This is a genomic window from Demequina sp. NBRC 110051, assembly GCF_002090055.1.
GTDB lineage: Bacteria > Actinomycetota > Actinomycetes > Actinomycetales > Demequinaceae > Demequina.
In genome coordinates this window covers 133,821-159,145 of sequence record NZ_BBRH01000010.1, presented here as the reverse complement: position 1 = coordinate 159,145, position 25,325 = coordinate 133,821, and the positions used below count along the sequence as shown (strand labels likewise).

25 protein-coding genes and 7 tRNA genes are annotated in these 25,325 nt (G+C 69.1%); 8 read left to right on the top strand and 24 right to left on the bottom strand.

Annotated elements, in window-relative coordinates:
* The first annotated feature begins 41 nt into the window (after positions 1-41).
* Positions 42-608 (top strand): hypothetical protein, encoded by a 567-nt coding sequence (locus B7K20_RS05510; protein ID WP_084101357.1) that lies wholly within the window; start codon positions 42-44, stop codon positions 606-608.
* On the opposite strand, the gene B7K20_RS05505 is transcribed toward B7K20_RS05510, so the two are convergent.
* The 23 genes from B7K20_RS05505 to B7K20_RS05395 all read right to left on the bottom strand — a co-directional run bounded on the left by B7K20_RS05505 (position 605) and on the right by B7K20_RS05395 (position 22,905).
* Positions 605-2,854 carry a bifunctional (p)ppGpp synthetase/guanosine-3',5'-bis(diphosphate) 3'-pyrophosphohydrolase gene (locus B7K20_RS05505; RefSeq protein WP_084101355.1) on the bottom strand — a complete coding sequence of 750 codons (2,250 nt, stop codon included), beginning with the start codon at positions 2,852-2,854 and terminating at the stop codon, positions 605-607. The genes B7K20_RS05510 and B7K20_RS05505 overlap by 4 nt on opposite strands.
* Before the next feature lie 240 nt (positions 2,855-3,094).
* Positions 3,095-4,168, bottom strand: a complete 1,074-nt coding sequence (gene secF / locus B7K20_RS05500; RefSeq protein WP_084101353.1) for a protein translocase subunit SecF — start codon at positions 4,166-4,168, stop codon at positions 3,095-3,097.
* 2 nt (positions 4,169-4,170) lie between these two features.
* The gene (secD, locus tag B7K20_RS05495; protein WP_144018552.1) at positions 4,171-6,243 is read right to left on the bottom strand and encodes a protein translocase subunit SecD; all 2,073 of its coding nucleotides are present in this window, start codon (positions 6,241-6,243) and stop codon (positions 4,171-4,173) included.
* Between the two features lie 117 nt (positions 6,244-6,360).
* Positions 6,361-7,413, bottom strand: coding sequence for a Holliday junction branch migration DNA helicase RuvB (gene ruvB, locus B7K20_RS05490; protein ID WP_084101351.1), 1,053 nt, complete (start codon positions 7,411-7,413; stop codon positions 6,361-6,363).
* Positions 7,406-8,017, bottom strand: coding sequence for a Holliday junction branch migration protein RuvA (gene ruvA, locus B7K20_RS05485; protein ID WP_084101349.1), 612 nt, complete (start codon positions 8,015-8,017; stop codon positions 7,406-7,408). The genes ruvB and ruvA overlap by 8 nt, the downstream gene beginning before the upstream one ends.
* Before the next feature lie 74 nt (positions 8,018-8,091).
* The gene (gene ruvC, locus B7K20_RS05480) at positions 8,092-8,646 is read right to left on the bottom strand and encodes a crossover junction endodeoxyribonuclease RuvC (RefSeq protein WP_084101347.1); all 555 of its coding nucleotides are present in this window, start codon (positions 8,644-8,646) and stop codon (positions 8,092-8,094) included.
* A gap of 21 nt (positions 8,647-8,667) precedes the next feature.
* Positions 8,668-9,420: a YebC/PmpR family DNA-binding transcriptional regulator gene (locus B7K20_RS05475; protein WP_084101345.1), complete on the bottom strand. Its 753-nt coding sequence runs from the start codon at positions 9,418-9,420 to the stop codon at positions 8,668-8,670.
* Positions 9,421-9,617: 197 nt separating this feature from the next.
* Positions 9,618-10,007 (bottom strand): hypothetical protein, encoded by a 390-nt coding sequence (locus B7K20_RS05470; protein ID WP_084101343.1) that lies wholly within the window; start codon positions 10,005-10,007, stop codon positions 9,618-9,620.
* A gap of 30 nt (positions 10,008-10,037) precedes the next feature.
* On the bottom strand, positions 10,038-10,658 hold the full coding sequence (locus B7K20_RS05465; protein WP_084101341.1) for a hypothetical protein: 621 nt from the start codon (positions 10,656-10,658) through the stop codon (positions 10,038-10,040).
* Between the two features lie 198 nt (positions 10,659-10,856).
* The gene (locus B7K20_RS05460; protein ID WP_084101339.1) at positions 10,857-11,345 is read right to left on the bottom strand and encodes a tetratricopeptide repeat protein; all 489 of its coding nucleotides are present in this window, start codon (positions 11,343-11,345) and stop codon (positions 10,857-10,859) included.
* Between the two features lies 1 nt (position 11,346).
* Positions 11,347-11,931 (bottom strand): pyridoxal 5'-phosphate synthase glutaminase subunit PdxT, encoded by a 585-nt coding sequence (pdxT, locus tag B7K20_RS05455; protein WP_084101338.1) that lies wholly within the window; start codon positions 11,929-11,931, stop codon positions 11,347-11,349.
* Positions 11,928-12,503, bottom strand: a complete 576-nt coding sequence (locus B7K20_RS05450; protein ID WP_200809030.1) for an NUDIX hydrolase — start codon at positions 12,501-12,503, stop codon at positions 11,928-11,930. Before B7K20_RS05450 ends, pdxT begins: the two co-directional genes overlap by 4 nt.
* 8 nt (positions 12,504-12,511) lie before the next feature.
* A complete protein-coding gene (gene pdxS / locus B7K20_RS05445; protein WP_084101334.1) occupies positions 12,512-13,420 on the bottom strand; it encodes a pyridoxal 5'-phosphate synthase lyase subunit PdxS in 909 nt (302 codons plus the stop codon).
* 47 nt (positions 13,421-13,467) lie between these two features.
* Positions 13,468-14,598 carry a glycosyltransferase family 4 protein gene (locus B7K20_RS05440; RefSeq protein ID WP_144018551.1) on the bottom strand — a complete coding sequence of 377 codons (1,131 nt, stop codon included), beginning with the start codon at positions 14,596-14,598 and terminating at the stop codon, positions 13,468-13,470.
* The gene (locus B7K20_RS05435; RefSeq protein WP_084101330.1) at positions 14,595-15,494 is read right to left on the bottom strand and encodes a phosphatidylinositol mannoside acyltransferase; all 900 of its coding nucleotides are present in this window, start codon (positions 15,492-15,494) and stop codon (positions 14,595-14,597) included. Before B7K20_RS05435 ends, B7K20_RS05440 begins: the two co-directional genes overlap by 4 nt.
* Entirely contained in the window at positions 15,491-16,120 is a 630-nt protein-coding gene (gene pgsA, locus B7K20_RS05430; RefSeq protein ID WP_084101327.1) for a phosphatidylinositol phosphate synthase, read from the bottom strand. Before pgsA ends, B7K20_RS05435 begins: the two co-directional genes overlap by 4 nt.
* Complete coding sequence (locus B7K20_RS05425; protein WP_084101325.1) at positions 16,120-16,725, bottom strand: HIT domain-containing protein; 606 nt, start codon at positions 16,723-16,725, stop codon at positions 16,120-16,122. Before B7K20_RS05425 ends, pgsA begins: the two co-directional genes overlap by 1 nt.
* On the bottom strand, positions 16,676-18,670 hold the full coding sequence (gene thrS / locus B7K20_RS05420; protein ID WP_084101323.1) for a threonine--tRNA ligase: 1,995 nt from the start codon (positions 18,668-18,670) through the stop codon (positions 16,676-16,678). The genes B7K20_RS05425 and thrS overlap by 50 nt, the downstream gene beginning before the upstream one ends.
* A gap of 104 nt (positions 18,671-18,774) precedes the next feature.
* The gene (locus tag B7K20_RS05415) at positions 18,775-19,965 is read right to left on the bottom strand and encodes a phosphotransferase (RefSeq protein ID WP_084101321.1); all 1,191 of its coding nucleotides are present in this window, start codon (positions 19,963-19,965) and stop codon (positions 18,775-18,777) included.
* Positions 19,966-20,052: 87 nt separating this feature from the next.
* Complete coding sequence (locus B7K20_RS05410; protein WP_084101319.1) at positions 20,053-20,646, bottom strand: thymidine kinase; 594 nt, start codon at positions 20,644-20,646, stop codon at positions 20,053-20,055.
* 199 nt (positions 20,647-20,845) lie between these two features.
* Positions 20,846-20,920, bottom strand: a tRNA-Val gene (locus B7K20_RS05405).
* Positions 20,921-20,944: 24 nt separating this feature from the next.
* Complete coding sequence (locus B7K20_RS05400; RefSeq protein ID WP_084101317.1) at positions 20,945-21,817, bottom strand: aminotransferase class IV; 873 nt, start codon at positions 21,815-21,817, stop codon at positions 20,945-20,947.
* Positions 21,814-22,905, bottom strand: coding sequence for a chorismate-binding protein (locus tag B7K20_RS05395; RefSeq protein WP_084101315.1), 1,092 nt, complete (start codon positions 22,903-22,905; stop codon positions 21,814-21,816). Before B7K20_RS05395 ends, B7K20_RS05400 begins: the two co-directional genes overlap by 4 nt.
* 94 nt (positions 22,906-22,999) lie before the next feature.
* Here B7K20_RS05395 and B7K20_RS05390 point away from each other — a divergent pair.
* The 7 genes from B7K20_RS05390 (at position 23,000) to B7K20_RS05360 (ending at position 24,143) form a co-directional block, all read left to right on the top strand.
* Positions 23,000-23,072, top strand: a tRNA-Gly gene (locus B7K20_RS05390).
* A 34-nt stretch (positions 23,073-23,106) separates the two neighbouring features.
* A tRNA-Cys gene (locus B7K20_RS05385) sits at positions 23,107-23,177 on the top strand.
* Between the two features lies 1 nt (position 23,178).
* A tRNA-Val gene (locus B7K20_RS05380) sits at positions 23,179-23,253 on the top strand.
* 243 nt (positions 23,254-23,496) lie between these two features.
* Positions 23,497-23,569, top strand: a tRNA-Gly gene (locus tag B7K20_RS05375).
* 23 nt (positions 23,570-23,592) lie between these two features.
* Positions 23,593-23,663 (top strand) — tRNA-Cys (locus tag B7K20_RS05370).
* 5 nt (positions 23,664-23,668) lie between these two features.
* Positions 23,669-23,743, top strand: a tRNA-Val gene (locus B7K20_RS05365).
* A 133-nt stretch (positions 23,744-23,876) separates the two neighbouring features.
* On the top strand, positions 23,877-24,143 hold the full coding sequence (locus B7K20_RS05360) for a PLDc N-terminal domain-containing protein (protein ID WP_084101313.1): 267 nt from the start codon (positions 23,877-23,879) through the stop codon (positions 24,141-24,143).
* A gap of 27 nt (positions 24,144-24,170) precedes the next feature.
* Here B7K20_RS05360 and fucO read toward each other — a convergent pair whose 3' ends face one another.
* Positions 24,171-25,325 (bottom strand): lactaldehyde reductase, encoded by a 1,155-nt coding sequence (gene fucO / locus B7K20_RS05355; RefSeq protein ID WP_084101311.1) that lies wholly within the window; start codon positions 25,323-25,325, stop codon positions 24,171-24,173.

Below are 25,325 nucleotides of genomic sequence, written 5' to 3'. Positions count from 1 at the left end.
CGTCGGCCGCGAAGGCAGTCGAGTCCCGCAAGACTGGGGCCATGTGGATCATCCATCGCGACCAGGTGGGTCAGGTCGCGTTCCGGCGCATGCTGCGTGAGGGCGTGATCGTGCCGCTGCTACCCGGCCTCGCCCGCGCCCCGGATGTGCCCGAGTCCCGCGGCCTGCGCGCCGCGGCCGTCGGCATGCACGCGCGCCCCGAGTTCGTGGCCAGCGGCCTGGCCGCCCTGTGGGTGCACTTCGGCGGGACGGCCCCGGTCACCCTCGACCTGGTCTCGACCGCGCACCACCATTCGCGCTCATGGAAGCCCGCCATGGACACCCGCATGCATGCGAGCCGCCACGACTACGGCGGCGCGGTCGCGTGCCCGGCCGATGCCCTCGTCGATTCTCTACGTTGGGGCGACCTGGCGGACGCGCTGCCCCGCGCCTACGCGCTCCTTGGCGACGGCCGCGTGGCTGCAACGGACGCGGTTGCCGCGCTCGACCGGATCGATGCGCGCGACTATTCGTGGCGCAGAGCCTGGGGCGCGTGGGGCGCGCTCCGCGAGGCTCAGGGGCGACCCATACGACCGGCGGGCGCCGCGTCCCGGCCGGCGGGCGCCTAGTCGAGCCGGCGCGCCCCGGTGATGCGGCGCGCGTCGTAGACGCCGTCGATGCGGCGGATCGCGGAGAGCACGGCGCCCAGGTGGGACGGGTCGGCCATCTCGAACGTGAAGGTGTTGAGCGCCACGCGGTCGCGGTTGGTAGAGACATTGGCGCCGAGGATGTTGACGTGATAGTCCGACAGCGCCTTCACGACGTCCGAAAGCAGCCGGTTGCGGTCGAGCGCCTCGACCTCGATCTGGACCAGGAACGCCGCGTCCGACTGGCCGGTCCACTGCACGTCGATGAAGCGCTCGGCCTGCGCGTCGAGCGAGGCGAGGTTCGCGCAATCTGCGCGGTGCACCGAGACGCCATTGCCGCGCGTCACGAACCCGCGGATCGGGTCTCCCGGCACCGGGGTGCAGCACTTCGCGAGCTTGACCACCACATCGGACAGCCCGTGGACCGAGACGCCCACGTCGCCGCGGCGTGCGCGCTGGTGCGCGGCGGTGCCGGGTCGGGTGATCTCGGTGACGTCCTCGTCCGCGCCCTCGGCGCCACCCACGGCCTCGACCATGCGGGTGACCACATCGGAGGCCTGCTCCTTGTGCTCGCCGATCGCGGCATAGAGCCCGTCGACGTCGTCGTAGTGCATCTCCTTGGCGAGGGCCAGGAGCGTGGACTTCGACATGAGGCGCTGCATGGGCAGGTGCTGGCGCCTGATGGCCCGGGCGAGCATGTCGCGTCCGGTCTCGATCGACTCCTCGCGCCGCTCGCGGGTGAACCACTGGCGGATCTTGTTGCGTGCACGCGTGGACTGCACGAACTCGAGCCAGTCGCGTTTGGGGTGGGCATTCTGGTCGGAGGTGGTGAGCACCTCGACCGTATCGCCGTTCTCGAGCGTCGAATCGAGTGGCACCAGGCGGCCGTTGATCTTGGCGCCGATGGTCTTGTGGCCCACCTCGGTGTGGACCGCGTAGGCGAAGTCGACGGGCGTCGCACCCTGCGGCAGAGCCAGCAGGCGCCCGCGCGGGGTGAAGACGTAGACCTCGGCGCGGGAGATCTCGCCGCGTAGCGAGTCGAGGAAGTCGGTGGGGTCGGCGGTCTCCTGCTGCCAGTCGGCGATCTGGCGCAGCCAGCCCATGTCGTCAGAGCGTCCGCCCTGACCCTTGACCGTCTCCTTGTAGCGCCAGTGCGACGCGAGGCCGTACTCGGCGCGGCGGTGCATTTCGTGCGTGCGGATCTGCAACTCCACCGGCTTGCCCGACGGGCCAATCACCGTCGTGTGCAGCGACTGATAGAGGTTAAACTTCGGCATCGCGATGTAGTCCTTGAACCGGCCGGGAACCGGCTGGTACCGCGCGTGCATCGCGCCGAGGACCGCATAACAGTCGCGCACCGTCGAGACCAGGATGCGGATGCCGACCAGGTCGTAGATGTCGGCAAGGTCGCGCCCTCGCACGATCATCTTCTGGTACACCGAGTAGTAGTGCTTGGGGCGCCCGGTGATCTCGCCCTTGATCTTCATCTGGCGCAGCTCGGCCTCGATCTCGCCGCGAATCTCAGCCAGGTACTTCTCGCGCTCCGGCGCGCGCTCGGCGACCACGTCGACGATCTCGCCGTAGATCTTCGGATAGAGCGTCTTGAACGACAGGTCCTCGAGCTCCCACTTGATGGCGTTCAGCCCCATGCGGTGCGCCAGCGGCGCATAGATCTCGAGCGTCTCCTGCGCCTTGCGCCTGGCGGACTCGACCGGCACGTGCTTCCAGGTGCGCGCGTTGTGCAGGCGGTCCGCGAGCTTGAGGAGCAGCACGCGGATGTCCTTGGCCATCGCGACGACCATCTTGCGCACGGTCTCGGCCTGCGCTGCGTCGCCGAACTTGACCTTGTCGAGCTTGGTGACGCCGTCGACGAACTCGGCGACCTCGTCGCCGAACTCCTCGCGCAGCGTCTCAAGCGGATACGAGGTGTCCTCGACCACATCGTGCAGCAGCGCCGCGCAGATGACGGACTCAGGCAGGCCCATGTCGGCGATGATCTGGGCCACCGCGATGGGGTGAATGATGTACGGCTCGCCGCTCTTGCGGGACTGACCCTCGTGCGCCTTCGCGGCGACCTGATAGGCGCGCTCGATCTGGCTGGTCTTGCCCTTGGGGTACATCCGCCGGTACGTGTCGAGGATGCCGTCGATGGCGGTGGGCTCGCGGGGCGCGCGGCGGAGGAACGCGAGTGGTCCGAGCGCGGACGAGGTGGGCCTGGTATCCGTCATGACGCCTCCTCCCGTGAGCCTTGGTGAGGCTCCAGTCTAGGGGTCAGGACAACGTCCCTCGTACGCTGGACGTTCCCGTTCGACGCGCCGTCCCCGCCTGCGCAGATGTCACCACGAGCACCATGAAGACCGGTCTCGTGGCGCAGATGTCCTCATCTGCGCCACGAGGGGTGGGGCGAGACAAGGCGAGGGCCGATGCCGTGGTGACCACGGCATCGGCCCCTCACCCGAAGCGGGTGGCTACTTCTTCTTGCGCTTGGGCTGCGCGGACTGGCCCAGGTGCTCGCCGGGCGTCAGTGCGCCCACGCGGACGGTGCCGTCCTCGCGGACCACGTCGGTGGTGCCGCCGGCGCGCAGGGCCAACACCTTGGCGGTGTGCTCCTTGATGCGCGGCTCGTTGTCGCGCAGCGCCACCTCGAGCGGCGTGGCGACGAAGATCGACGAGTAGGTGCCGACAGCCATACCCACGAACAGCGCGAGAGAGATGTCCATGAGCGTGCCCGCACCGAGGACAAACGAGCCGATGAACAAAATCGCGGACACGGGCAACAGCGCCACGATCGACGTGTTGATCGAGCGCACGAGCGTCTGGTTCACGGCGAGGTTCGCGAGCTCGTCGTAGGTGTAGCGGGTCTGCTCGGTCAGGTGCGCGGTGTTCTCCTTGACCTTGTCGAACACCACGACGGTGTCGTAGAGCGAGTAACCCAGGATGGTCAGGAAGCCGATGACCGCGGCGGGCGTGACCTCGAACCCGACGAGCGCGTAGATGCCGACCGTGAAGAGCAGGTCGTGCACGAGCGCGATGATCGCGGCCGCGGCCATGCGCCACGCACGGAAGTACACGGCGATGACGCCGAACACGAGCAGCAGGAAGATCACGAGCGCCTGCACCGCCTGGGTGCCGACCGAGGCGCCCCACGTGGGACCGATCTGGTCGAAGCTGATGGTGTCCTGATCGACGTCGTAGGCGTCCGCCAGCGCCGTGGTGAGCGCCTGCTGGTCCTCGTCGGACAGGTCGCCCAGCTGAACGCGGATGTCGTTGTCGCCCAGGATGCTGACGCGCGGCTCCTGGGTGGGGTCGATCTCGGCGACGGCCTCCTCGGCCGGTGCCGCGGAGACCTCCTCGACGTCGGGGACGATGTACTGTGTGCCGCCGGTGAAGTCGAGGCCCAGGGTCAGGCCCTTGATCAGCAGCAGGCCGATCGACAGCGCCATCAGGACGCCCGAGACGATGAACCAGCGCTTGCGCTGGCCCACGATCGGGTAGGTCTTCTCTCCCGAGTGGAGTTTGTTTCCCCAAGTGGCGAGGCTCATGATCAGTCCTCCGACTTCTTGGTGTCGTCGCCTGCGGCGGTGTCGGGTTCGTCGGGCGCCTCGGCGGCGTCCGAGGAGACCGCGGAGTCGTCGCCCCTGGCTTCAGTAGCCTCGGTAGCCGCAGGGGCCGATGCCGCCGCAGCCGCCTTGCGCTGAGCCGCCTTACGCTCGGCGAGCGTGAGACCCTCGGTCGCGTCGTCGTCCGACTCGGCCGACGCAACGGTCGCGGCCTTGGGTGCCGACGTCGCGTTACGCACGCGGCCGCGGCCCTTGTACATGCTGTCGCGACCCAGCTGACGCGGGTCGAGGCCGGACCACTTGTGACCTTCCCCGAAGAACTTTGTCTTGGCCAGCAGCACCATGATCGGGTGGGTGAACAGCATCACGATCAGCACGTCGATCACCGTGGTGAGACCCAGAGTGAACGCGAAGCCGCGCACGCCTCCGACGGCGAGCATGTACAGCACAATCGCCGCGAGCAGCGAAATCGCGTCGGACGCCAGGATGGTGCGGCGAGCACGCGTCCAGGCGTGGTCCACGGCGCTGGTGAGCGAGCGGCCCTCACGCAACTCGTCACGGATGCGCTCGAAGTACACGATGAACGAGTCCGCGGTGATACCGATCGCCACGATCAGACCGGCCACACCAGCCAGGGACAGGCGGTAGTCGAGGCCCCACGACAAGAGCGCAATCACGCCGTAGGTCGTGACGCCGGCAAGCACCAGCGAACCCATCGTGACCACGGCGAGCGCGCGGTACTGGAAGATCGAGTAGATCACCACGAGCAGGAGGCCGATCGCGCCGGCGATGAGGCCCTTCTCGAGCTGCTCGGCGCCCAGGGTCGCGGAGATCTGCTGGTTCGACTGAACCTCAAGGCTCAGCGGCAAGGCACCGAACTTCAGCTGGTTAGCGAGGTCCTCCGCCTGCTCCTGCGTGAAGTTGCCGGTGATGGAGGCCTGGCCGCCCGAGATACGGGTTTCGACGGACGGCGCGGAGATCACGGCGCCATCGAGCACCATCGCGAACTGGTTGCGCGGGCTCTCGAGCTGCGCGATGCGCTGCGTAATCTCGTCGAACTTCTGTGCACCCTCGTCGGTGAACTGCAGGCGGACCTCGTACGAGCCGGTGTAGGAGCCGGTCTGGGTCTGCTGCGGGCCGGAGGTGGCAGTCTCAAGGTCGTCGCCCGAGAGCTCGACGGGGCCCATGGCGTACTTCAGGAAGTCGGCGGAGCCACACGCGGTGTAGCCGGCCTCGGGGTCGCCCATCGAGCGACCGGAGTAGTTCTCGATGCTGAGGCAGTCGAGCTCGGCGTACTCCTGCTGGAGGTCGGCGGTGAGCCACTCGAACGATGAGGGGTCGGTCTCGCCGTAGACCGGGCCGCTGGCGGCGTCGTCGGTCGCGGGCTCCTCGGTCGTGGCGAGACCCTCGGTGGTGACGGCCGATGCGCTGGCCGACGGGCTCGGCTCGGCCGAGGCTTCCGTGGTGGCTGAGGTGGTGACCGGCTCGGTCGCCTCGCCCACCACGTGGGCGGTCTCGGACGCCTCGGCGTCGGGGACGAGGGTCTCCGCGGCGCTGGGCTCGACGCTCGGTTCGGCCGATGCGGACGGCTCGGCGCTCGCTTCAGCGGAGGCCGAGGCGCTCGGCTCCGGCGTAGCGCTCGTGTCGGTGCCCGCAGTCGCGCCGGGGTCACCGACCTGCAGCACGGGGCGGAACTGCAACTGCGCGGACTGGGCTACCAGGTCGACAGTGGACTGGTCGGGGTTACCCGGCAGTGAGACCACGATGTTGTCGCCCTGCGTGGTGATCTCCGCCTCGGCGACGCCGGAGGCGTCCACGCGCTGGCGGATGATCTGCACGGCCTGGTCGAGGTCGGACTGCTCGATCTCCTGCGTCGCGCCCTCCTCGAGCACGGGGGTCAGGATGATTTGACGTCCACCTGCGAGGTCGAGGGCAAGGCCCGGGGTCCAGTTGGTCGCTCCGGTCGCCACGCCGGCCGCGAGGCCGCCGTAGATGAGGACGAGGATGACGCCCAGCCAGATCAGCGCCTTACGTGCGCTCTTGGTCGCTTTTGACACAGGATTCCTTCGGGTCTTGCGTGCGTTGTCGCCCCCGGAGGAGCCCAGCCGATTGTAGGGGTATCGCGCAACGCCGTCGACCAGGCCTGCCGCGCGCCGCGAACAGAGCCGGCCCGCTCAATCGAATAGGCGGCCGCCCACCTGGCCGGCCACGGCATCGGCCGGTGGGGTGAGGCCCAGGTGTTCCCAGGCGTCTGCGGTCGCGATGCGGCCACGAGGGCTGCGGCTCATGAGACCCTCGCGCACCAGGAACGGCTCGGCCACGGTCTCGACGGTCTCGGGCTCCTCCCCCACCGATACCGCGAGGGTGGACAGGCCCACGGGCCCGCCGCCGAAGCGTGTGCACAGCGCACGCAGCACCGCGCGATCGAGCCGGTCGAGCCCACGCTCGTCCACCTCGTAGACCTTGAGGGCCTCGCGCGCATTTGCCAGAGTGCCGCGGCCGTTGCCATGAACCTCGGAGAAGTCGCGCACGCGCCTCAGCAGCCGATTGGCGATGCGGGGCGTGCCGCGCGAGCGGCCGGAGATCTCATGCGCGGCAGAGACGTCGATGGGGAAATCGAGCAGCCGCGCCGAGCGGCCGAGGATGCGCTGCAGCTCGGAGGGCTCGTAGAACTCTAGGTGCCCCGTGAAGCCAAAGCGGTCGCGTAGCGGCGCGGGCAGCAGGCCGGCGCGCGTGGTCGCGCCCACGACGGTAAAGCGCGGCAGGCTCAGGGGGATGGACGTCGCCCCCGCGCCCTTGCCCACCACCACGTCGACGCGGAAGTCCTCCATGGCGAGGTAGAGCATCTCCTCGGCCGGGCGCGCCAGGCGGTGGATCTCGTCGAGGAAGAGCACATCACCCTCCTCGAGGGACGACAGGATCGCGGCGAGATCGCCCGCGTGCTGGATGGCGGGGCCGGAGGTGAGGCGCAGATTCGCGCCCATCTCGGTGGCGATGATCATCGCGAGCGTGGTCTTGCCCAGCCCTGGAGGGCCCGACAGGAGCACATGGTCGGCGGTGGTGCCGCGCGCGGAGGCGGCGCGCAGCACCAGGCTCAGCTGGTCGCGCAGGGTCTGCTGGCCCACGAACTCGTCGAGGCTGCCCGGTCGCAGGGCGGCCTCGGCCGAGCGCTCGATCGCGTCAGCATCGGCCGAGACCAGGCGCGGGTCGGTGTCCTCGTCAAACACGCGCGGCCCCCATGGTGCGCAGCGCGGCGCGCAGCGTCACGGCGACGTCGGCCTCGGCCACCGCGCCATCGGTCACGGCGTCGACGGCCTTGGTGGCCGCGGCGGGCTTCCAGCCCAGGCCGATGAGCGCCTGCTCCACCTGGTCGCGGGCGTCCGCGGCGCCGGTGGGCGCCTTCTGAGGCGTGCCCGCGGCGTCCAGCTCCGGCAGCGACAGCTTGCCGCCCAGTTCAAGGAGCAGGCGTGCGGCGACCTTCGCGCCGATGCCCGGCACCTGCTCGAGCGCCTTCCTGTCTCCTGCGGCGACGGCGTGGGCGAGGGCATCGGGCGTGTGGACCGCGAGCATGGCAAGGGCGAGCCGCGGCCCCACCCCCTGCACCGACTGCAGCGCCTCGAAGGTGTCGCGCTCATGCTCGGTGCCGAAGCCGAACAGCGTGAGCGAGTCCTCGCGCACCACCAGGTGCGTGTGCACCCGCACGGTAGCGCCATGGCGCAGCTCCGCCAGGGTGGTCGGCGTCGACAGCACCTTCATGCCGACGCCGCCGGTCTCGATGACGGCGCTCGTCGCGCCCACCGACAGCACCTGGCCGTGAAGCGTGGAGATCACGCACCCCTCCTTCGAACGTATGTACGAACACCGTACGGGACGGCGCCGACATCGAAGGACGCGACGCGCCCAGGTCAGCCGCGCTTGCGCGCTGCCTTCTCGGCCTCCGCCCACCGCCGCTGTGCAGCGGTGGAGGCCGTATTGCCCAGCGGCGCCGCTCCCCCACGCCACGCATGGGCGATGGCGATCGCCAAGGCGTCAGCGGCATCGGCCGGCTTGGGAACCTCGGTGAGCCCCAGAACCTTGGAAACCATGTAGCCCACCTGGGCCTTGGCCGCGCGGCCGTCGCCCGTGACGGCGGCCTTGACCTCCGAGGGCGTGTAGAGCGCGAGCGGCAGCCCCCGGCGCGCCGCCGCGAGCATGACGACGCCCGAGATCTGCGCCGTACCCATGACCGTCGAGACGTTGGACTGCGCGAACACGCGCTCGAGCGCGATGGCCTCCGGCTGGTGCTCGTCGAGCACCGCGTCCAGTGCGTCGGCCAGCCTCGCGATGCGGGCGGGCGTGTTCGACGTCGACGGGCTGGTCGCCGCGCTCACGTGGACGAGCGAGACCTTCCGCCCCCCGCTCGCGTCGATGACACCCAGGCCGCAACGGGTGAGGCCTGGGTCGACGCCGAGGATGCGCACGGCGCTAAGTCGATCGGCGTCTTACTCGGCTGCGGCCTCGAGCACCTCGTCGGAGGCGTCCATGTTCGCGTACACGTTCTGCACGTCGTCACAGTCCTCGAGGGCGTCGATGAGGCGCAGCATCTTCTTCGCGCCGTCCACGTCGAGGTCGACCTTCATCGAGGGGACCCAGGCGGCCTCGGCCGAGTCGTAGTCGATCCCCGCCTCCTGCAGCGCGGTGCGCACCGCGATGACGTCGGTGGCCTCCGAGGTGATCTCGAACACGTCGCCGCCGTCCTCGATCTCCTCGGCGCCCGCCTCGAGCGTGGCCTCCATGAGGGCGTCCTCGGAGGTGCCCTCCTTGGAGACGACGACCTGGCCCTTGCGGGAGAACAGGTAGGCGACCGAGCCCGGGTCCGCGAGCGTGCCGTTGTTGCGCGTCAGCGCGGTGCGCACCTCCATGGCGGCGCGGTTGCGGTTGTCGGTAAGGCACTCGATGAGCATCGCGACGCCGTTGGGGCCATACGCCTCGTACATGATGTTCTCGTACTGGGCGCCGCCGGCCTCGAGGCCCGATCCACGCTTGACGGCGCGGTCGATGTTGTCGTTGGGGACCGAAGACTTCTTGGCCTTCTGGATCGCGTCGAAGAGCGTGGGGTTACCCGCGGGGTCGCCACCACCGGTGCGCGCCGCGACCTCGATGTTCTTGATCAGCTTGGCAAACAGCTTGCCGCGCTTCGCATCGATGACGGCCTTCTTGTGCTTGGTAGTGGCCCACTTGGAGTGACCGGACACGTGTGCTCCCTTGATGACGGACTGTCAGGACTGCCGACCAGTGTACTCAGGTGCTGCGGCGCGCTCCCCGCCCACGACGCGCTGGACAGTGTGAGCCGGATTGACTGCCGACACGCCGCTCGGAGGGCCGATGCGACTGCCGGCTTCCCCGTGTCGCTCGCCTGTACGGTTCGTACTGCCGGGCGGCGGGGCGCCGCTTAGAGCAGCGCGAGGATCGCCCAGCGGCCCAGCACACCGAGTGCCCCGGCCCAGATCAAACTCGCGAGGGTGCCGATGATGAAGCGCTCGGCGGCCTCGGAGCGGACGTCCGCGGCGGTGTCGCGCAGCTCGGGATAGCGGCCCAGGCCCTTGATGGCGATGACTACGGCGACGACCTCGGGCATGCCGATGAGGATGCCGCCGGTCACCATGACGCGCTCGAGGACTCCCACCCACATGCCTCCGCGCAGCAGGCCGGGGGTCGCAGCCGCGGGCTCGATGCGCCTGAGCAGCCACGACACGAGTGGCGCACCCAGGGCGGTCGCGAGGGCGAGCGTGGCGACGGCAATCAGAGCCACCGCGATCGCGATGAGGACGTCCTCGTTCATGACACCGCCTCGCTCATGAGCCCAGCCTGTTCATGAGCCCACCTTGGCATGCGCGGCCCGCGCGACGAGTGAGGCGGCCACGGGGCGCGTCGCGCGTTCCTCTTCCATCATCGCGGCGGCGATGCGCTGGCTCACCGCCTGGGGCGAGATGCCGAGCGTGCGCGCAACGTCGCGTTGCGTAGCGTCGCCGACCCAGGCGTCAGCCACCTCCCAGCCCGCGGCCGTGCGGCGGCCCAGGACTGCACCGATCAATTGCAGGACGGCGGTCGCATGGCTCGCGGCCTCGTGATCGGCGCCGAGGACCACGACGGGAACGGGCTCGCGCCGGCCCCGGGCGCGCTCGACGGCGTCGCGCGCGGCCACGAACGCAGGCCCAGAACTCGCGCGCGCCGAGTCCGCAAGGGGCAGATTCACCTCGCCGGCGCCGATGCCGATCGACCAGTCGCCCTCGCGCACCAACGTGAGCGCGAGGTCGACGACGGCGTCCGCCCCTGTCAGGACCGCTTGGAACTCGTCTCCCACGGTGCGCTCAATGGGCAAGGCGATGGCGCCGGCCCAGCGCTCGCTCCAAAGCCCAAGCGAGTCCAGCAGCGCGTCGACGCGCTCGCCCGTGCGGGTGCTGTCGCGTTGATCCGCGGTGAGAACGAACATAAGACAAGGTTAGAGCCTTGTTTGTCGGGAATCAAGGTCTCGGGCTTGATGCATGCTCTGCGGGGCGCGCGTGCACGCACTGGTGCGCCCGCGTGCGGGCGCTCGTGTGCGCGTGTGCGCGTGTGCGCGTGTGCGCGTGTGCGCGTGTGCGCGTGTGCGCGTGTGCGCGTGTGCGCGTGTGTGCGCGAAGCCGCGGCCTCAGCCAGCGATCCGCAGTGCCTCGGCCGCGTAGCGTGCGACGGCGCGACCGTACGGAGAATCGGAGGCGGCGGCCGAGGCCGAGGACACCTCCTCGGCGGAAGCCTCACCCAGATCACGGAGCGCAAGGACGCGGAAGGCCGCGGCCGCAGGGGCCAGAGCGTCGGCGACGGGTGAAACGTCGAGGAGCATCACCGCATCGGCCGGTCGCCCCACGTTGCGGAGCGAACTGGCGAGCTGGATGACGGCCTCGTCGTGGCGGCGAGCATCCAAGCCGGCGTCGAGAGCGTGCTCGTAAAGCCCCACCGCGACCTCCTCCTCGCCCACAAAATCGTGAGCCGAGGCCAACTCGAACAGCGCGGCCGCGTCACCCTCAGTCCGTGCCGCCACGAGATCGCGCGCACGCGCGAGCACCGCGCCCGGACGCGCGCGATCCGCCGTCGCCCACAACTGCGCGACGGCCGCCTCCCACTCCTGGGTCGGCGGCATGTCAGATAAGCTCGAGCAGGCGCTGATGCACGCGCGGCTCGTCGGAGATCTCGGGGTGGAACGCGGTGGCGAGCCGGTTCTCGTACTGCACCGCGACGGCGTGGGTAGTGCCGTCGGCGCCGTCCGCCGTCGCCAGCACCTCGACGCCCTCGCCATAGGACTCGACCCACGGCGCGCGGATGAACGTGGCCTCCATCGGGGAACCATCGGGCAGCCATGTGAGCGAGGCCTCAGCGGAATCCACCTGGCGCCCAAACGCGTTGCGCCGCACCGTCATGGGGATCGCCTCGAGCGTCTGCTGGCCCTCGATACCGTCCACCAGTTCGGTCGCCAGCAGGATCATTCCCGCGCATGATCCCAGCACCGGCAGCCCGGCCTCGATTCGCGCCATCAACGGGTCGCGCAGGTCGAAGGCCCGCAGCAGCTTGTCGATCGTGGTCGACTCGCCTCCGGGCAGGATGATCGCGTCGACCTCGTCCAGCTCACGCGGGCGCCGCACCAGCGACACCTGTGCACCCAACGCGGACACCGCCGCCGCGTGCTCCCGTACGTCACCCTGCAGCGCCAGCACTCCTACCGTCGTCACTCGCTTACCTCTCCCAAATCCTTCGTCGTGCCATCCCAGTCCACGAACGGCGCCCAGTCCTCCCGCAGCTCGGCGGGAAATACCTCGATATCCGCGGTAGCCAACTCTGCCTGCGTCAGCCAGACCGTGTCGTCGATGGTCTCCTCCTCGGTCGACGTCCACGCGAGCCCCGAGGCCGGCGTGGCATCGGCCAGGTGCGCCACGAAGAACACCTCGTGCTGCACGTACGGCCGTGACTGAAAGTCGAACAGAGCGGTGCGATCCCACACCGGTCCCACGAGAGCCGAGGGCTCCACCACGAGACCCGTCTCCTCGGTCAGCTCGCGCGCCGCGGCCTCCCGCGCGCTCTCCCCCGCCTCGATGCCGCCGCCGGGCGTGAACCACCAGGACCGCTCGGGACGGTGAGAGTCGTGCGCCCGCATCATGAGTAGCCGACCGGCCTCGTCGAGCAGCAGCACGCGCGCGCCCTCGCGCTGGATAACGCCCGGCGTCACCTCAGAAACTGGCTGTACCGCAGAAACAGGTACGGCCGATGCGGGGGTCGCCCCCGCATCGGCCGTCTGGTCGTTCAAACCTTGGGTCACCAACCGCGCTCGGCGAGGCGGTGCGGCTCGGGGACGTCGTCCACGTTGATGCCGACCATGGCTTCACCCAGGCCACGCGAGACCTCGGCGATGACCGACGGGTCGTCATAGAAGGTCGTGGCCTTCACGATGGCCTTGGCACGCGAGGCCGGGTCGCCCGACTTGAAGATGCCGGAGCCGACGAACACGCCCTCCGCGCCCAGCTGCATCATCATCGCGGCGTCGGCCGGGGTGGCGATGCCGCCGGCGGTGAAGGTCACGACGGGCAGCTTGCCGGTCTCGGCGACCTCCTGGACCAGGGGCAGCGGCGCCTGGAGCTCCTTGGCGGCCACGTACAGCTCGTCCTTGGGAAGCGACGTGAGGCGCGCGATCTCGGAGCGCAGCGTGCGCATGTGGGTGGTGGCGTTCGAGACGTCGCCGGTGCCGGCCTCGCCCTTCGAGCGGATCATGGCCGCGCCCTCGGAGATGCGGCGCAGGGCCTCGCCCAGGTTGGTCGCGCCACACACGAACGGCACGGTGAACTGCCACTTGTCGATGTGGTGGGCGTAGTCGGCGGGCGTGAGGACCTCGGACTCGTCGATGTAGTCGACGCCGAGCGACTGCAGCACCTGCGCCTCGACAAAGTGGCCGATGCGGGCCTTGGCCATCACGGGGATGGAGACGGCGTCGATGATGCCGGAGACCAGGTCGGGGTCCGACATACGGGCCACGCCACCCTGGGCGCGGATGTCCGCGGGGACACGCTCGAGGGCCATGACGGCGACGGCGCCGGCGTCCTCGGCGATCTTGGCCTGCTCGGGGGTGACGACGTCCATGATGACGCCGCCCTTGAGCATCTCGGCCATGCCGCGCTTGACCAGATCGGTGCCGACCTGGGGGGTGGTGCTCTTCGCGGTGTCGCTCATGCCTGATGCTTCCTTCACTTCGAGGGGTGGGGATATGTGCTGCCCGGTTAGCGCGGGAACAGCTCCGCGTCCAGTCTAATGGCGTCGCGGTAGGTCTCTTCGATGCGGGGGGCCACCTGGTGCCAGTCGAAGGTCAAGGCGCGGGCCTGTCCGCGCGCGGCGAGTGCCTCGCGGCCGCGCGGATCGTCCAGCAAAGCGGTGATGCGGGACGCCAGCGCGACCGAATCGCCGACGGTGTGCAGCGCCGCACCCAGCTCGCCGTCGGAGTCGGTGGCCACGTCGCGAAAGGCCTGGAGGTCACTTGCCACCACGGCAGCGCCCGCAGCCATCGCCTCGACGAGCACGATCCCGAAGCTCTCTCCCCCGGTGTTGGGCGCGCAGTAGACGTCGACGGACGCCATGAAGCGTGCCTTCATGCCCTCGTCGAGCTCGCCCACCACCTCGGCTCCCGAACGCGCCGCACGCGCCGCGACCCGGTCGGAGAACCGGCCGGCGACCAGGAAACGGGCCCGCGGGTAACGCTTCCTGACGTACGGGATCGCGCCCAGGTACTCCTCGAGGCCCTTGCGAGGCTCGTCCATGCGACCCAGGATGCCGATCGTGGGTGCCTCGCGTGTGCCGGTCCACTCCCCTCGCGGCTCGGCGACCACGTACTCCTCGGTGTCCACGCCGTTGGGGATGATGTGGGTCGCGGCGACGCCCAAGTGCTCCTTGACGGTGCGGTCGGCCGAGGGCGATACCGCGATGCGCGCGTCCAATTCTTCGTAGCCGGGCTTGATGAACGGCTTGGCGATCCGCATCATCCGCGAGTGGTCATTCGACGTGTGGAACGTCGCGACCGTGGGACCCAGCCGCGCCCACATCGCGATCACCGACAGCGACATGGTGCCCGGCTCGTGCAGGTGGACCACGTCGAAGTCGCCGTCGCGCAGCCAGATGCGCACACGCGCCGCGGCGATGGGGCCGAATTTCACGCGCGCGACCGAGCCGTTGTAGTGCACCGGAATCGACTTGCCGGCGATCGACACGTAGTCGGGCACCGCGACGCCGGGCGAGCCGGGCGCAATCACGGACACCTCGTGCCCGCGCTCCATCAGGATCTCCGCCAGATCCATGATGTGGAGCTGCACGCCGCCGGGGCGATCGAAGCTGTACGGGCAGACGATACCGATTCTCATGCGGTCCACCCGAACCGCTGCATCATGTGCCAGTCCTCGGGGTGCTCCGCGATACGCGCTGCCATCCAGGTCGCCCAGCGTTCGCTGAGCTCGCGCACCTGGTCCTCACGGGCGGCCGATGCCACGCTCGCCGGGTCGATCGCCTCACCAAAGTGCAGCACCACCCCCCACGGCGAGCCTGCGGCTCGCCGGCGAGTGCCCGTCAGGCGCTCGTAGTACACGTGCACGGGGATGATGGGGGCGCCCGTCGCGAGGCCCAGGGCCGCGGGACCGGGGGCCACCTTCACGCCCCGGCCCCACATGTCGACCTCGACACCGGATCCCGAGAGGTCACGGTCCGACAGTAGGCACACCAGCGTGCGCTGCGACTTGGTGATGCGAATGAGCTCGCGGAACGTCGAGCCGCCCTCGTGGCCCAGTACTTGGATGCCCACGCCCTCGCGCATGGCGACGAAGCGGTCGAACATCTCGCGGGGCTTAAGTACCTCCGCCACCGCGGTCACGGGGATGATGCGCGGCGACGCGTAGGCCCCGACCAGGTCCCAGTTGCCGCTATGCGACAGGACGGCGATGGCGCCCGTGGGCGTCGTCTCGAGCAACTCGCGGACACCCTCGTAGTCGCGCAGCCGCACGCGCGCCTCGACCTGCGAGGGACGGAAGCGGTCCAGCGTCAGCGCCTCGGCGTAGTAGCGCGACACGGACTTCAGCGACGCCTTCGACAGGGCTCGCAGCTCGTCGCCAGTGGCGCCCGTCACGCGGTGCAGGTTGTCCTCGAGCCGGCGCACGGCCTTGCCCGGGCGGTGCCAGGCGAGAGTCGCACCCGCGGAGGCGAGCGACCGAACGGCTCCCACCGGGAGCACACGCGCGGCCCTCCAGGCGGTGAGCAGGGCGTTCATCGAGTGGGAGCGTCCAAACGGTGGTCTTTGGCGTTCTCGCGCACCACAATCAGAGTGCGTTGCACGATGGTGATCGCCGCGGCCAGCGCGAGCAGCGACAGCGTCCACGTCAGGACCGCGACGGGAAGGCCGAGCCCCACCAACGCGGTGGCGACGAGCCCGATCACAAGCCGGTCGGAGCGCTCGGCGATGCCGCCCGTGGCCGCGATGCCCAGCGACTCCGCCTTGGCGCGGGCGTAGGGAACGATCGACCCGAGCGCGAGGCATAGCAGAGCCGCCAGCGCCGTCTCAGGCGAGGACTCCCGGAAGGTCCATACGAGCGCGCCGAAGATCGCGGCATCGGCCACGCGGTCCAGCGTCGAGTCCAGGTACGACCCCAGGCGGCTGGCCTTGCCCGAAAGTCGCGCCATAGTGCCGTCGAGCATGTCCGTCACCACGAAGAACGTGATGAACAGGACGCCCCAGAACAGGCTCATCCCGCCGCGCGGGAAGAACACGCACGCGCCGATCACCACACCGATGGTGCCGATGATCGTCACGGCGTTGGGATGCACGCCCAGGCGCAGCAGCCCCTTCGCGGGCGCGGCCCACAGCTTGCCCATGAAGGGGCGTAGCCAACCGAGCATCAGTCCACCTCACCCCACGCGGACGAGACCTTCGCCCACGTGTCGTCCAGCAGCTCGGGCAGCGCCTTGGTGGCCCCGATGATGGGCAGGAAGTTCGAGTCGCCCATCCACCGCGGCACCACGTGCTGGTGAAGGTGCTCCGAAATGCCGGCTCCGCCGATGGCGCCCTGGTTCATGCCGATGTTGAAGCCCTGAGTCCCCGAGACCGAGGACAGCACGCGCATGGCCTTCTGGGTCAGCACGCCCATCTCGTCGCGCTCGGCGTCCGTCGCATCGGTATACCAACCGACATGACGGTAGGGGCACACCATCAGGTGGCCGGGGTTGTACGGGTAAAGGTTCAGCACCACGTAGCAGTGCTCGCCGCGGTAGACCACGAGCGCGTCACGGTCGGGCATCTCGAGCTTGGCGCACAGAGGGCAGTCGTGACGCCCCTCGTACTCCTTGCGGTCCTTGCCGTCCTCGATGTAGGCCATGCGGTGAGGGGTCCACAGGCGCTCGAAGCCGTCCGGCTTGCCGCCCATCTGCTCGCCGTCGACGATCTCGGCCACGGAACTAGACCTGTGCCTTGGTGCGGACGGCCTCGACAATCCGAGCCACGGCATCGGTCACCGGCACCCCGTTGTCCTGGCTGCCGTCGCGGAAACGGAACGACACTGCGCCCGCCTCCGCATCGTCGCCGCCTGCGATGAGGGTGAAGGGGATCTTGTCCTTGGACGCGGTGCGGATCTTCTTGGGGAAGCGCTCGTCGGAGTCATCGAGCTCGACACGGATACCGGCCGTACGCAGCTGTGCCACGACATCGGCCATGTAGTCGTTGAACGCCTCGGCCACCGGAATGGCACGCACCTGCACGGGCGACAGCCACACGGGGAACGCTCCCGCGTAGTGCTCGGTGAGGATCGCGAAGAAGCGCTCGATCGACCCGAACAGCGCACGGTGGATCATCACAGGGCGCTGGCGGGTGTTGTCGGGCGCGGTGTACTCGAGCTCGAAGCGCTCGGGCAGGTTGAAGTCCAGCTGGATGGTGGACATCTGCCATGAACGGCCGATGGCGTCGCGGGTCTGCACCGAGATCTTGGGTCCGTAGAACGCGGCGCCGCCCGGGTCGGGGACGAGCTCGAGGCCAGAGCCCTCGGCGACCTCGCGCAGGGTCTCGGTGGCCTCCTCCCAGATGTCGTCCTCGCCCACAAACTTCTCGGGGTTCTTGGTCGACAGCTCCAGGTAGAAGTCCTCGAGGCCGTAGTCCTTGAGCAGCCCCAGGACAAAGTCGAGGGTCTTGGTGAGCTCGTCCTTCATCTGGTCGCGCGTGCAGTAGATGTGCGCGTCGTCCTGGGTAAAGCCGCGCGCGCGGGTCATGCCGTGCACCACGCCGGACTTCTCGTAGCGGTAGACAGTGCCGAACTCGAACAGGCGTAGCGGCAGCTCGCGGTAGGAACGCCCGCGCGAGTCGAAGATCAGGTTGTGCATGGGGCAGTTCATGGGCTTCAGGTAGTAGTCCTGGCCCTGCTTGGTGACGTTGCCGTCCGCGTCGCGCTCCTCGTCGAGGTGCATGGGCGGGTACATGCCGTCGGCATACCAGTCGAGGTGGCCCGAGGTCTCGAACAGCTTGCCCTTGGTCGCGTGGGGGCTGTAGACGAACTGGTAGCCCTCCTCGATGTGACGGTGGCGCGAGTACTCCTCGAGCTCGTGACGGATGATGCCGCCCTTGGGGTGGAACACCGCCAGACCCGAGCCGATCTCGTCGGGGAACGAGAACAGGTCGAGCTCAGAGCCCAGGCGACGGTGGTCGCGCCGCTCGGCCTCGGCCAGGCGCTCCTTGTAGGCGACCAGCTCCTCCTTGGTGGGCCACGCGGTTCCGTAGACGCGCTGCAGTTGCGGGTTCTTTTCGTTGCCCTTCCAGTACGCGGCGGCCGATCGCATGAGCGACCAGCCGTTGGCGAGCACCTTGGTGGTGGGCACGTGCGGGCCGCGGCACAGGTCGCCCCAAGCGCGCTCGCCGTTACGGCGGACGTTGTCGTAGATGGTGATGTCGCCCTCGCCGATCTCGACGGAGGCACCCTCGGCGCCGTCGGCGTCGTGGGTGAGCAGCTCGCACTTGTAGGGCTCGTGGGCGAGGTCGGCGAGCGCCTCGTCGCGGGTGACCTCGCGGCGCACGAACGACTGGCCCTCCTTGACGATGCGCTGCATCGCCTTCTCGAGCGCCTTCAGGTCCTCGGGAGTGAACGGGGTCTCGACGTCGAAGTCGTAATAGAAGCCGTTCTCGACGGGCGGGCCCACGCCCAGTTTCGCGTCCGGGTTCACCTGCTGCACCGCCTGCGCGAGCACGTGCGCGGTCGAGTGACGCAGCACCATGAGGCCGTCGGGCTCGTCAATGGTGACGGCCTCCACGGTCGCGCCAGCGGGGATCTCGCGGGCGAGGTCCCACAGGGCGCCGTCCACGCGCATCACGAGCACCTCGCGGCGCTCACCAAAGAGGTCGGTGCCCGTCGTGCCGGCGGTCAGCTCTCGCTCGTCGCCGTCGATGGTCGCATGCAGGCTGGGCACCAGGGGTCTCCTTGTGGGGGTCGTGCGCGCGGGTGCGCGCGGTCGGTCCCCACGATGCTACCGACCCGTGGGGACACTGGGCACGTTTGTGTGGGCCGCGCCCCGCTCTAGGTGAGGGCGGGATCGTGTGAGGAGAGGCTCACGGCCAGTTCGGTCCAGCGCTCGCGGCGTGCGTCATCGTCCGCGCCGGCGATGAGCGACACCAGCACGGCTGCGGCGCGCACGCGCAATTGATCGGCAGGCACCTCACGCTCGAACATGGCGGCCGCCGCATCGACGAAGGCGGGCACGTCGGGGTATCCGGGCCCGTCGAAGGTCGGCAACGTATGGAGATGAGCAAGCATGCAGGCGAGGTCATCCACGCGATAGCCGGGGCCCAGCGTGTCCACATCGATCAGCGCGGCGACCGTGGGCTCCGACCCGCCGTCGACGAAGACGTTGGCGGCGTGGAAGTCCCCGTGCGTGGGCACCAAGGGACCGGGAGGTTCGGCTATCGATGTACGGACGGCGAGCCGGACCGTGTCGATGCGTGCGGCATCGGCCCCCTGGGTGATCGCGGCGTCCGCATACGTATCGATGAGTTCGGCGGCGCTACGCCGGCGATCCATGTGCATGGCCGCGTCGCCAATGGAGTCGAGCGCATCAACGAGGATCTGCGGATCGACGTGGCGCGGGAAGTCGGGGCGATAGAAATACTCGGTGAGCGGCAGTCCCGCCGCGCCCTCGATGACGACGATGCCGTCGCCCGCGTCGTAGGCCCGCGGCGCCATCGCACAGGCCTCGTGGCGGTCCAGCACGCGCCTGGCGGCATCCGGACGCAGCACCTTGATGTAGATGCGGCCGGTCAGGCCGTGACTGCTCACATTCGCGCGCAGCACCGCACGGCGCATGGGCCTCAGCACGAGCATCTCGAGGTGTTCCACCGAGGCGTCGCCGATGCCCACCCGAGCGAGACGGGCCGCGAGAGCAGCCGGCACGCACGCATCGGCCAGGCCCGGCAACCTTGGATCGGCGGGGTGGCGCCACACATGCACCTTGCCCAGGTCGGACTCCAGGCGGACGGCCTTCACCGCGGCGCGCTCGTCCTCCGTGAGGTCGACCGTCGAGGCGATGAGGTACTGCCGCTCGCCCGACGCGACCACGTCGTAGGTGGCGGAGGTCTCGGCTCCGGGGCGGGCGTGCACGGCGTCCAGCCGCCACGAGTCCAGGGACTGCTGCGACGTGGCAAGGGCGGTCGCGAGCATGGCGCCCGCGTCCTCGCTCGACAGCACCGTCGCTGCCTCGTCCCCCGTAGCCATGATTTATCGAACCACGAGGGTGGGGTTCAGGGGCGGATCTGGGCGTTTCGTGCGGTGTGTCGCGGCCCGCGGGACGCCGGCTCGCCCCTAGGCGTCGTGCCTGATGGGGCCGACCTTCTCGAGGTAGCAACGGCCGCACAGCGACTCGTACTCCGCCTGCTGGCCGTCGATCGCGACCTGCGCGCCATGCGCGACAAACTCACCGTTGATGCGCCGGGCATTGAGCATGGCCTTCGATCCGCACCGGCAGATGGTCTTGAGCTCCTCGATCGAGTGGGCGAGTTCCATGAGGCGAGCCGATCCGGGGAAGGCCCGCGAGCGGAAGTCGCTGCGAAGGCCGTAGGCGAGCACGGGCACGCGGGTGGTCACCGCCAGGGTGAAGGCCTCGTCGACCTGGGCGGGTTCGAGGAACTGGGCCTCGTCGATGAAGATCGCGTCGACTTCGCTCAGCGGGCGCACCTTCTCGATGGCTGCCTTGAGGGACTCTCCTGCACCGAGGAGGACGTCGACTGGCTTTTCCAGCCCGATGCGCGAGGAGACAGACTCCCCCGCCTTCGTATCGACCCCCGGCTTCACGATCAGGGGCAATTGCGCGCGCTCGCGATAGTTGTAGGCCGCCTGCAGCAGCATGGTCGACTTGCCCGAGTTCATCGCGCCATAGCGGAAATACAGCTTCGCCACCGGTGTTACTCCCCTGTCATGAGTGTCGCGGGGAAGCCTAGTGCCGCGCCCGGCACTCGCCCCTTGCATTCCGGCGCAAGTCTCCGCATCTGCGTCACGAAACTGGGTTTCGTGGCGGACCGTGGGACATCAGGAGACCCCGCTGGCGCCTCGGAAACATGACAAAGGCCCCGTCGGATCTCTCCGACGGGGCCTGCTGTGGTGGGCGATACTGGGATCGAACCAGTGACCTCTTCCGTGTGAAGGAAGCGCGCTACCCCTGCGCCAATCGCCCTACGAGCAGGAACTAATATAGCGCCTATTTGCGGCGTGGAAGACCAGGGTCGGGCTCGGCCTCGGCGCGCAGCTCGAACTGTGCGGACAATTTTCGCAGCAGCGGGCCCGGTGTCAGGTCGTGTCCATCGAGCGTCGACACGTGCTGAACACCCCGCGTCGAGGACGTGACCGCGAGGTGCGCGTCGCCTGCGATGACCTCATCGAGCACGCTCATGGTGAGTTCTCCCGGAGCAGTCGCGCGTACCGGCAGGCCCGCCATCGCGCCCCACTCCAGCGCGAGGCCTCGCGTAATGCCCGCCAGGCAGCCGGACGCGAGCGGAGGCGTCACGATCTCCCCGGCGCGCTCGAGGAACACGTTGGTCGCCGTGCCCTCGCACAGGTGGCCCTGTGTGTTGGCGACGATGGCCTCGTCTCCACCCTTGTCACGTGCATACGCCACCATGACCGCGTTCTCCGCGTACGAGGTCGACTTCACGCCCGTGAGAGCCCCGCGCTCATTGCGACGCCACGGCGCCCGCACCGCGTGGCACATGCGCGGGCGCGCCGCGTCGATCCCCACCACGACGGTGGTGAGCGGCCCGTCGCCTCGCGCCGAACCCATCGGCCCGGGGCCCGACGTCACCGTGATGCGCAGCCGCGTCACGCTGCCACGCCCAGCCTCCATGACCTCGTCGATGGCGCCGCGCAGCACCTCGGCGTCGACGCCGACGAGTCCCATCCGATCTGCGCCGTAAGCGAGACGTGCCAGGTGCCGGGTGGGCGCGAACACGCGCCCGTCCCGCACGGTCATGGTCTCGAAGATTCCGTCGCCTACCGTCAGCCCGTGATCCAGCGAGGACACCACGGCCTCATCAGGATCGCGAAGGCTCCCCCCAGCCCACACCACGATTGTCATCCCGCCATCCTTGCGGTGGATGCCAGGCCAATCAAGCGCCTGGCCTTTAATTCCGTTTCGCGCCACTCGGCGCCGGGATCCGAACCCCACGTGATGCCCGCTCCCGTGCCGAAGCGCAGCGTCCCACCGCCCGCGCGGTCCCACCAGAAGGTACGAATGCCTACCGCAAGCTCTGCGCGCCGCGCGTCAGCGTCCACCCAGCCCAGCGCCCCGCAATACGGTCCGCGCGGCGCCCGCTCCTCCCGCTCGATAATCCTGAGCGCGCTCGACTTGGGCGCGCCCGACACCGATCCAGGCGGGAACGTGCCGTCCAGAAGACCCGGCCACAGGGCCGGCGTCCAGTCGTACTCCGTTGCGAGCCGAGCCGTCACCGTGGACTCGAGATGAGTCAATCCGGGGTGTTCGTGCAGCCCCAAGAACTCGGTCACCTCGACGGAGCCCGGGATGGCCACGTGTGACAGGTCGTTGCGCACCAGGTCCGTGATCATCACGTTCTCGGCCTCGTCCTTGGCAAGCATCGGCTCCCCTGGCGCGGCCGTGCCCTTGATGGGCGCGCTCGACACGCGGTTGCCGTCCAGGGCCAGGTACAGCTCGGGCGAGGCGGAGACGACCCAGGCGCCCGGCGCATCGGTCATCTGGGGAATGGTGATCCGCGAGGCAAACCTCGCGGGATTGCCGTGGGCCAGGCGCTCGCTCAGCGCGACAGCATCGGGTCCGTCGGGTCCAGCGGGCAGCCGCGCGGAGAGCACGCGGCACAGATTCGCCTGGTAGACCTCTCCCTCGCGGATGTCATCGCGAATACGCTCGACCGCCGAGCGATAGGCGGGCTCGTCGAGCGAGGTGACCCACGCATCGGCCGCCGGGCCGTGCCACTGACGTCCGGTGGACCGAGCGATGGCAGACGACCGCTCCACGTGGCCCATCCGCCACGCATCGATCCTGCCCTCGAACGTGCCCACGAGGACCCAAAAGCCGCCCTCGGCAAGCCGGTGACCATCACGAAGGACGTCGATATGCTCGAGCACACCCCGCGCGCAGACGCCACGAAACGCCGCCTCGCCGCGTCCGCCGCTGTGCTCCTCGTCCACGGCATCAACGGTAGTGGCTGACGCGGGAGGCGATTTGGCATCGGGTCAACCCATGGGCTAGTGTTTACGTCTTGTCAGGGCACGCCTTGACAACGCGGACGTGGCTCAGTTGGTAGAGCATCACCTTGCCAAGGTGAGGGTCGCGGGTTCGAGTCCCGTCGTCCGCTCGTAGGTTCGTAGCCGATGTTTTTCGGCGACCACGGTGGGTTGGCCGAGAGGCGAGGCAGCGGCCTGCAAAGCCGTATACACGGGTTCGAATCCCGTACCCACCTCGGGCGATTGGCGCAGCGGTAGCGCGCTTCCCTGACACGGAAGAGGTCACTGGTTCGATCCCAGTATCGCCCACCAACAAAGCCGTCCCTTCGGGGGCGGCTTTCTTCATGTCCGCCGTCCACTGCCCCGACAGATGGAACCGGATCCCTGGGCGACACGCGGGCACCCGGGCCTGAACGCGCGGCGCGACCGGCGTGTCGCAGCGTCATCTGGTTCACACCGTCTGACGGACACGACACGCGGCCGATGCGGTGGTCACCGAGCCGTCCGGGATGCGCTACAGTTTTCCACGGCCCGAAACGTTCAGTTTCGGTCCGCGCGGACGTGGCTCAGTTGGTAGAGCATCACCTTGCCAAGGTGAGGGTCGCGGGTTCGAGTCCCGTCGTCCGCTCGCAAGATCGAGGTCGGCACCATGGTGGGTTGGCCGAGAGGCGAGGCAGCGGCCTGCAAAGCCGTATACACGGGTTCGAATCCCGTACCCACCTCGCACGGGCGATTGGCGCAGCGGTAGCGCGCTTCCCTGACACGGAAGAGGTCACTGGTTCGATCCCAGTATCGCCCACCACACGAGAGCCGCCCCGGATACACCGGGGCGGCTCTTTGCATTCCAGCCTGCCCCCTGGTGTACCGCCAAGCGCCACGATGCGCGCTCTCGTGGCGCCCGTGAGGACATCTGCGCCACGGGGTACGGTGAGCGCATGCCGCTCGAGACGAACCCTCTAATCCCCGCCAGCTATGACGTGGTCTGGTCGGTCATCGCGGCGGTCATCCTGGTGTCCACCCTGAGCGCGGCCATCTCAGTTGTCCGCCACTCGCGCGTGGTGAGCGGTGCCGCCCTGGCCGGGTGGCTGCTGCTGGTCCTGTGCCTGCCGGGCCTAGGCGCCGCGGCATGGTTCCTCGCCGGCCGCGGCCCCGCCCAGCGCGAGATGGAACGCCTCTACCCCGAGGCTCCACCCCTGCGCTGAACGGGACCCACGCTGGCCCAGCGGGCGTCAGTCCAGCAGGCTCGCGTACAGCTGCGCGAAGTCCTCAACGCTCGCCTCGCGCGGGTTGCCGCCGGCACACACGTCGTCGAACGCCGCCTGCGCGAGCACCGGAACGTCGTCGGCCGTGGCGCCGAGGCTCGCGATCGTCGTGGGGTTGCCCAGGTCACGGGTCAGCGAGGCGACTGCCTCGACCGCAGCGCGGCGAGCATCGGCCAGGTCCATCATCGCCGCACCCTCCACACCGAAGGCGGCGGCGATGTCGCGGTACTTGTCCCCCGTCGCCTCCGCGTTGAACGCCATCACGGGTGCGAGTAACACGCCGTTGGCGACCCCGTGCGGGGCGTGGAACAACGCGCCCAGCGGGTGAGCCATCGCGTGGACCGCGCCGAGGCCCACGTTGGAGTACCCCATCCCGGCGATGTACTGGGCAAGGGCCATGCGTTCCATGGCGTCGGCGTCACCGTCTGCGGCCGCACGCAGCGCGCCGGCAATGACCTGGATCGCCTTCAGGTGGAACAGGTCGGACAGCTCCCACGCGCCCTTGGTCACGTAACCCTCGATGGCGTGCGTCAGCGCGTCCAGACCGGTCGCCACCTTGAGCGCACGCGGCGCCGACGCCATCATCTCCGAATCCACGACGGCCATGATCGGGATGTCATGCGGGTCCACACAGACGAACTTGCGCCCGCGCTCCGTGTCGGTGATCACGTAGTTGATGGTGGTCTCGGAGGCGGTGCCTGCGGTGGTGGGCACGGCGATGATGGGCACTGAGGGATTCTTGGTGTCGGCGACGCCCTCGAGCGAGCGCACGTCGGAGAACTCGGGATTGGCGACCACGATGCCGATCGCCTTGCAGGTGTCCTGCGGCGATCCGCCGCCCACGGCGATGAGGACGTCGGCGCCGCTTGTCTGGAAGGCCGCCACACCGGCTTGGACGTTCTCGATGGGCGGGTTCGGCACCACGTGGTCGTAGACGTCATAGCCGATGCCGGCCTCGTCCAGCAGACCCGTCACTTTGGCGGTCACGCCTGTCTCCACCAACACGGCGTCGGTCACCACGAAGGCCTTCGTGAAGCCGCGCCGAGCGAGTTCGTCGGGGATCACCGAGATCGCTCCGGCTCCGAAGTAGGCGGTCTGATTCCAGATCATGCGCTGGACCAT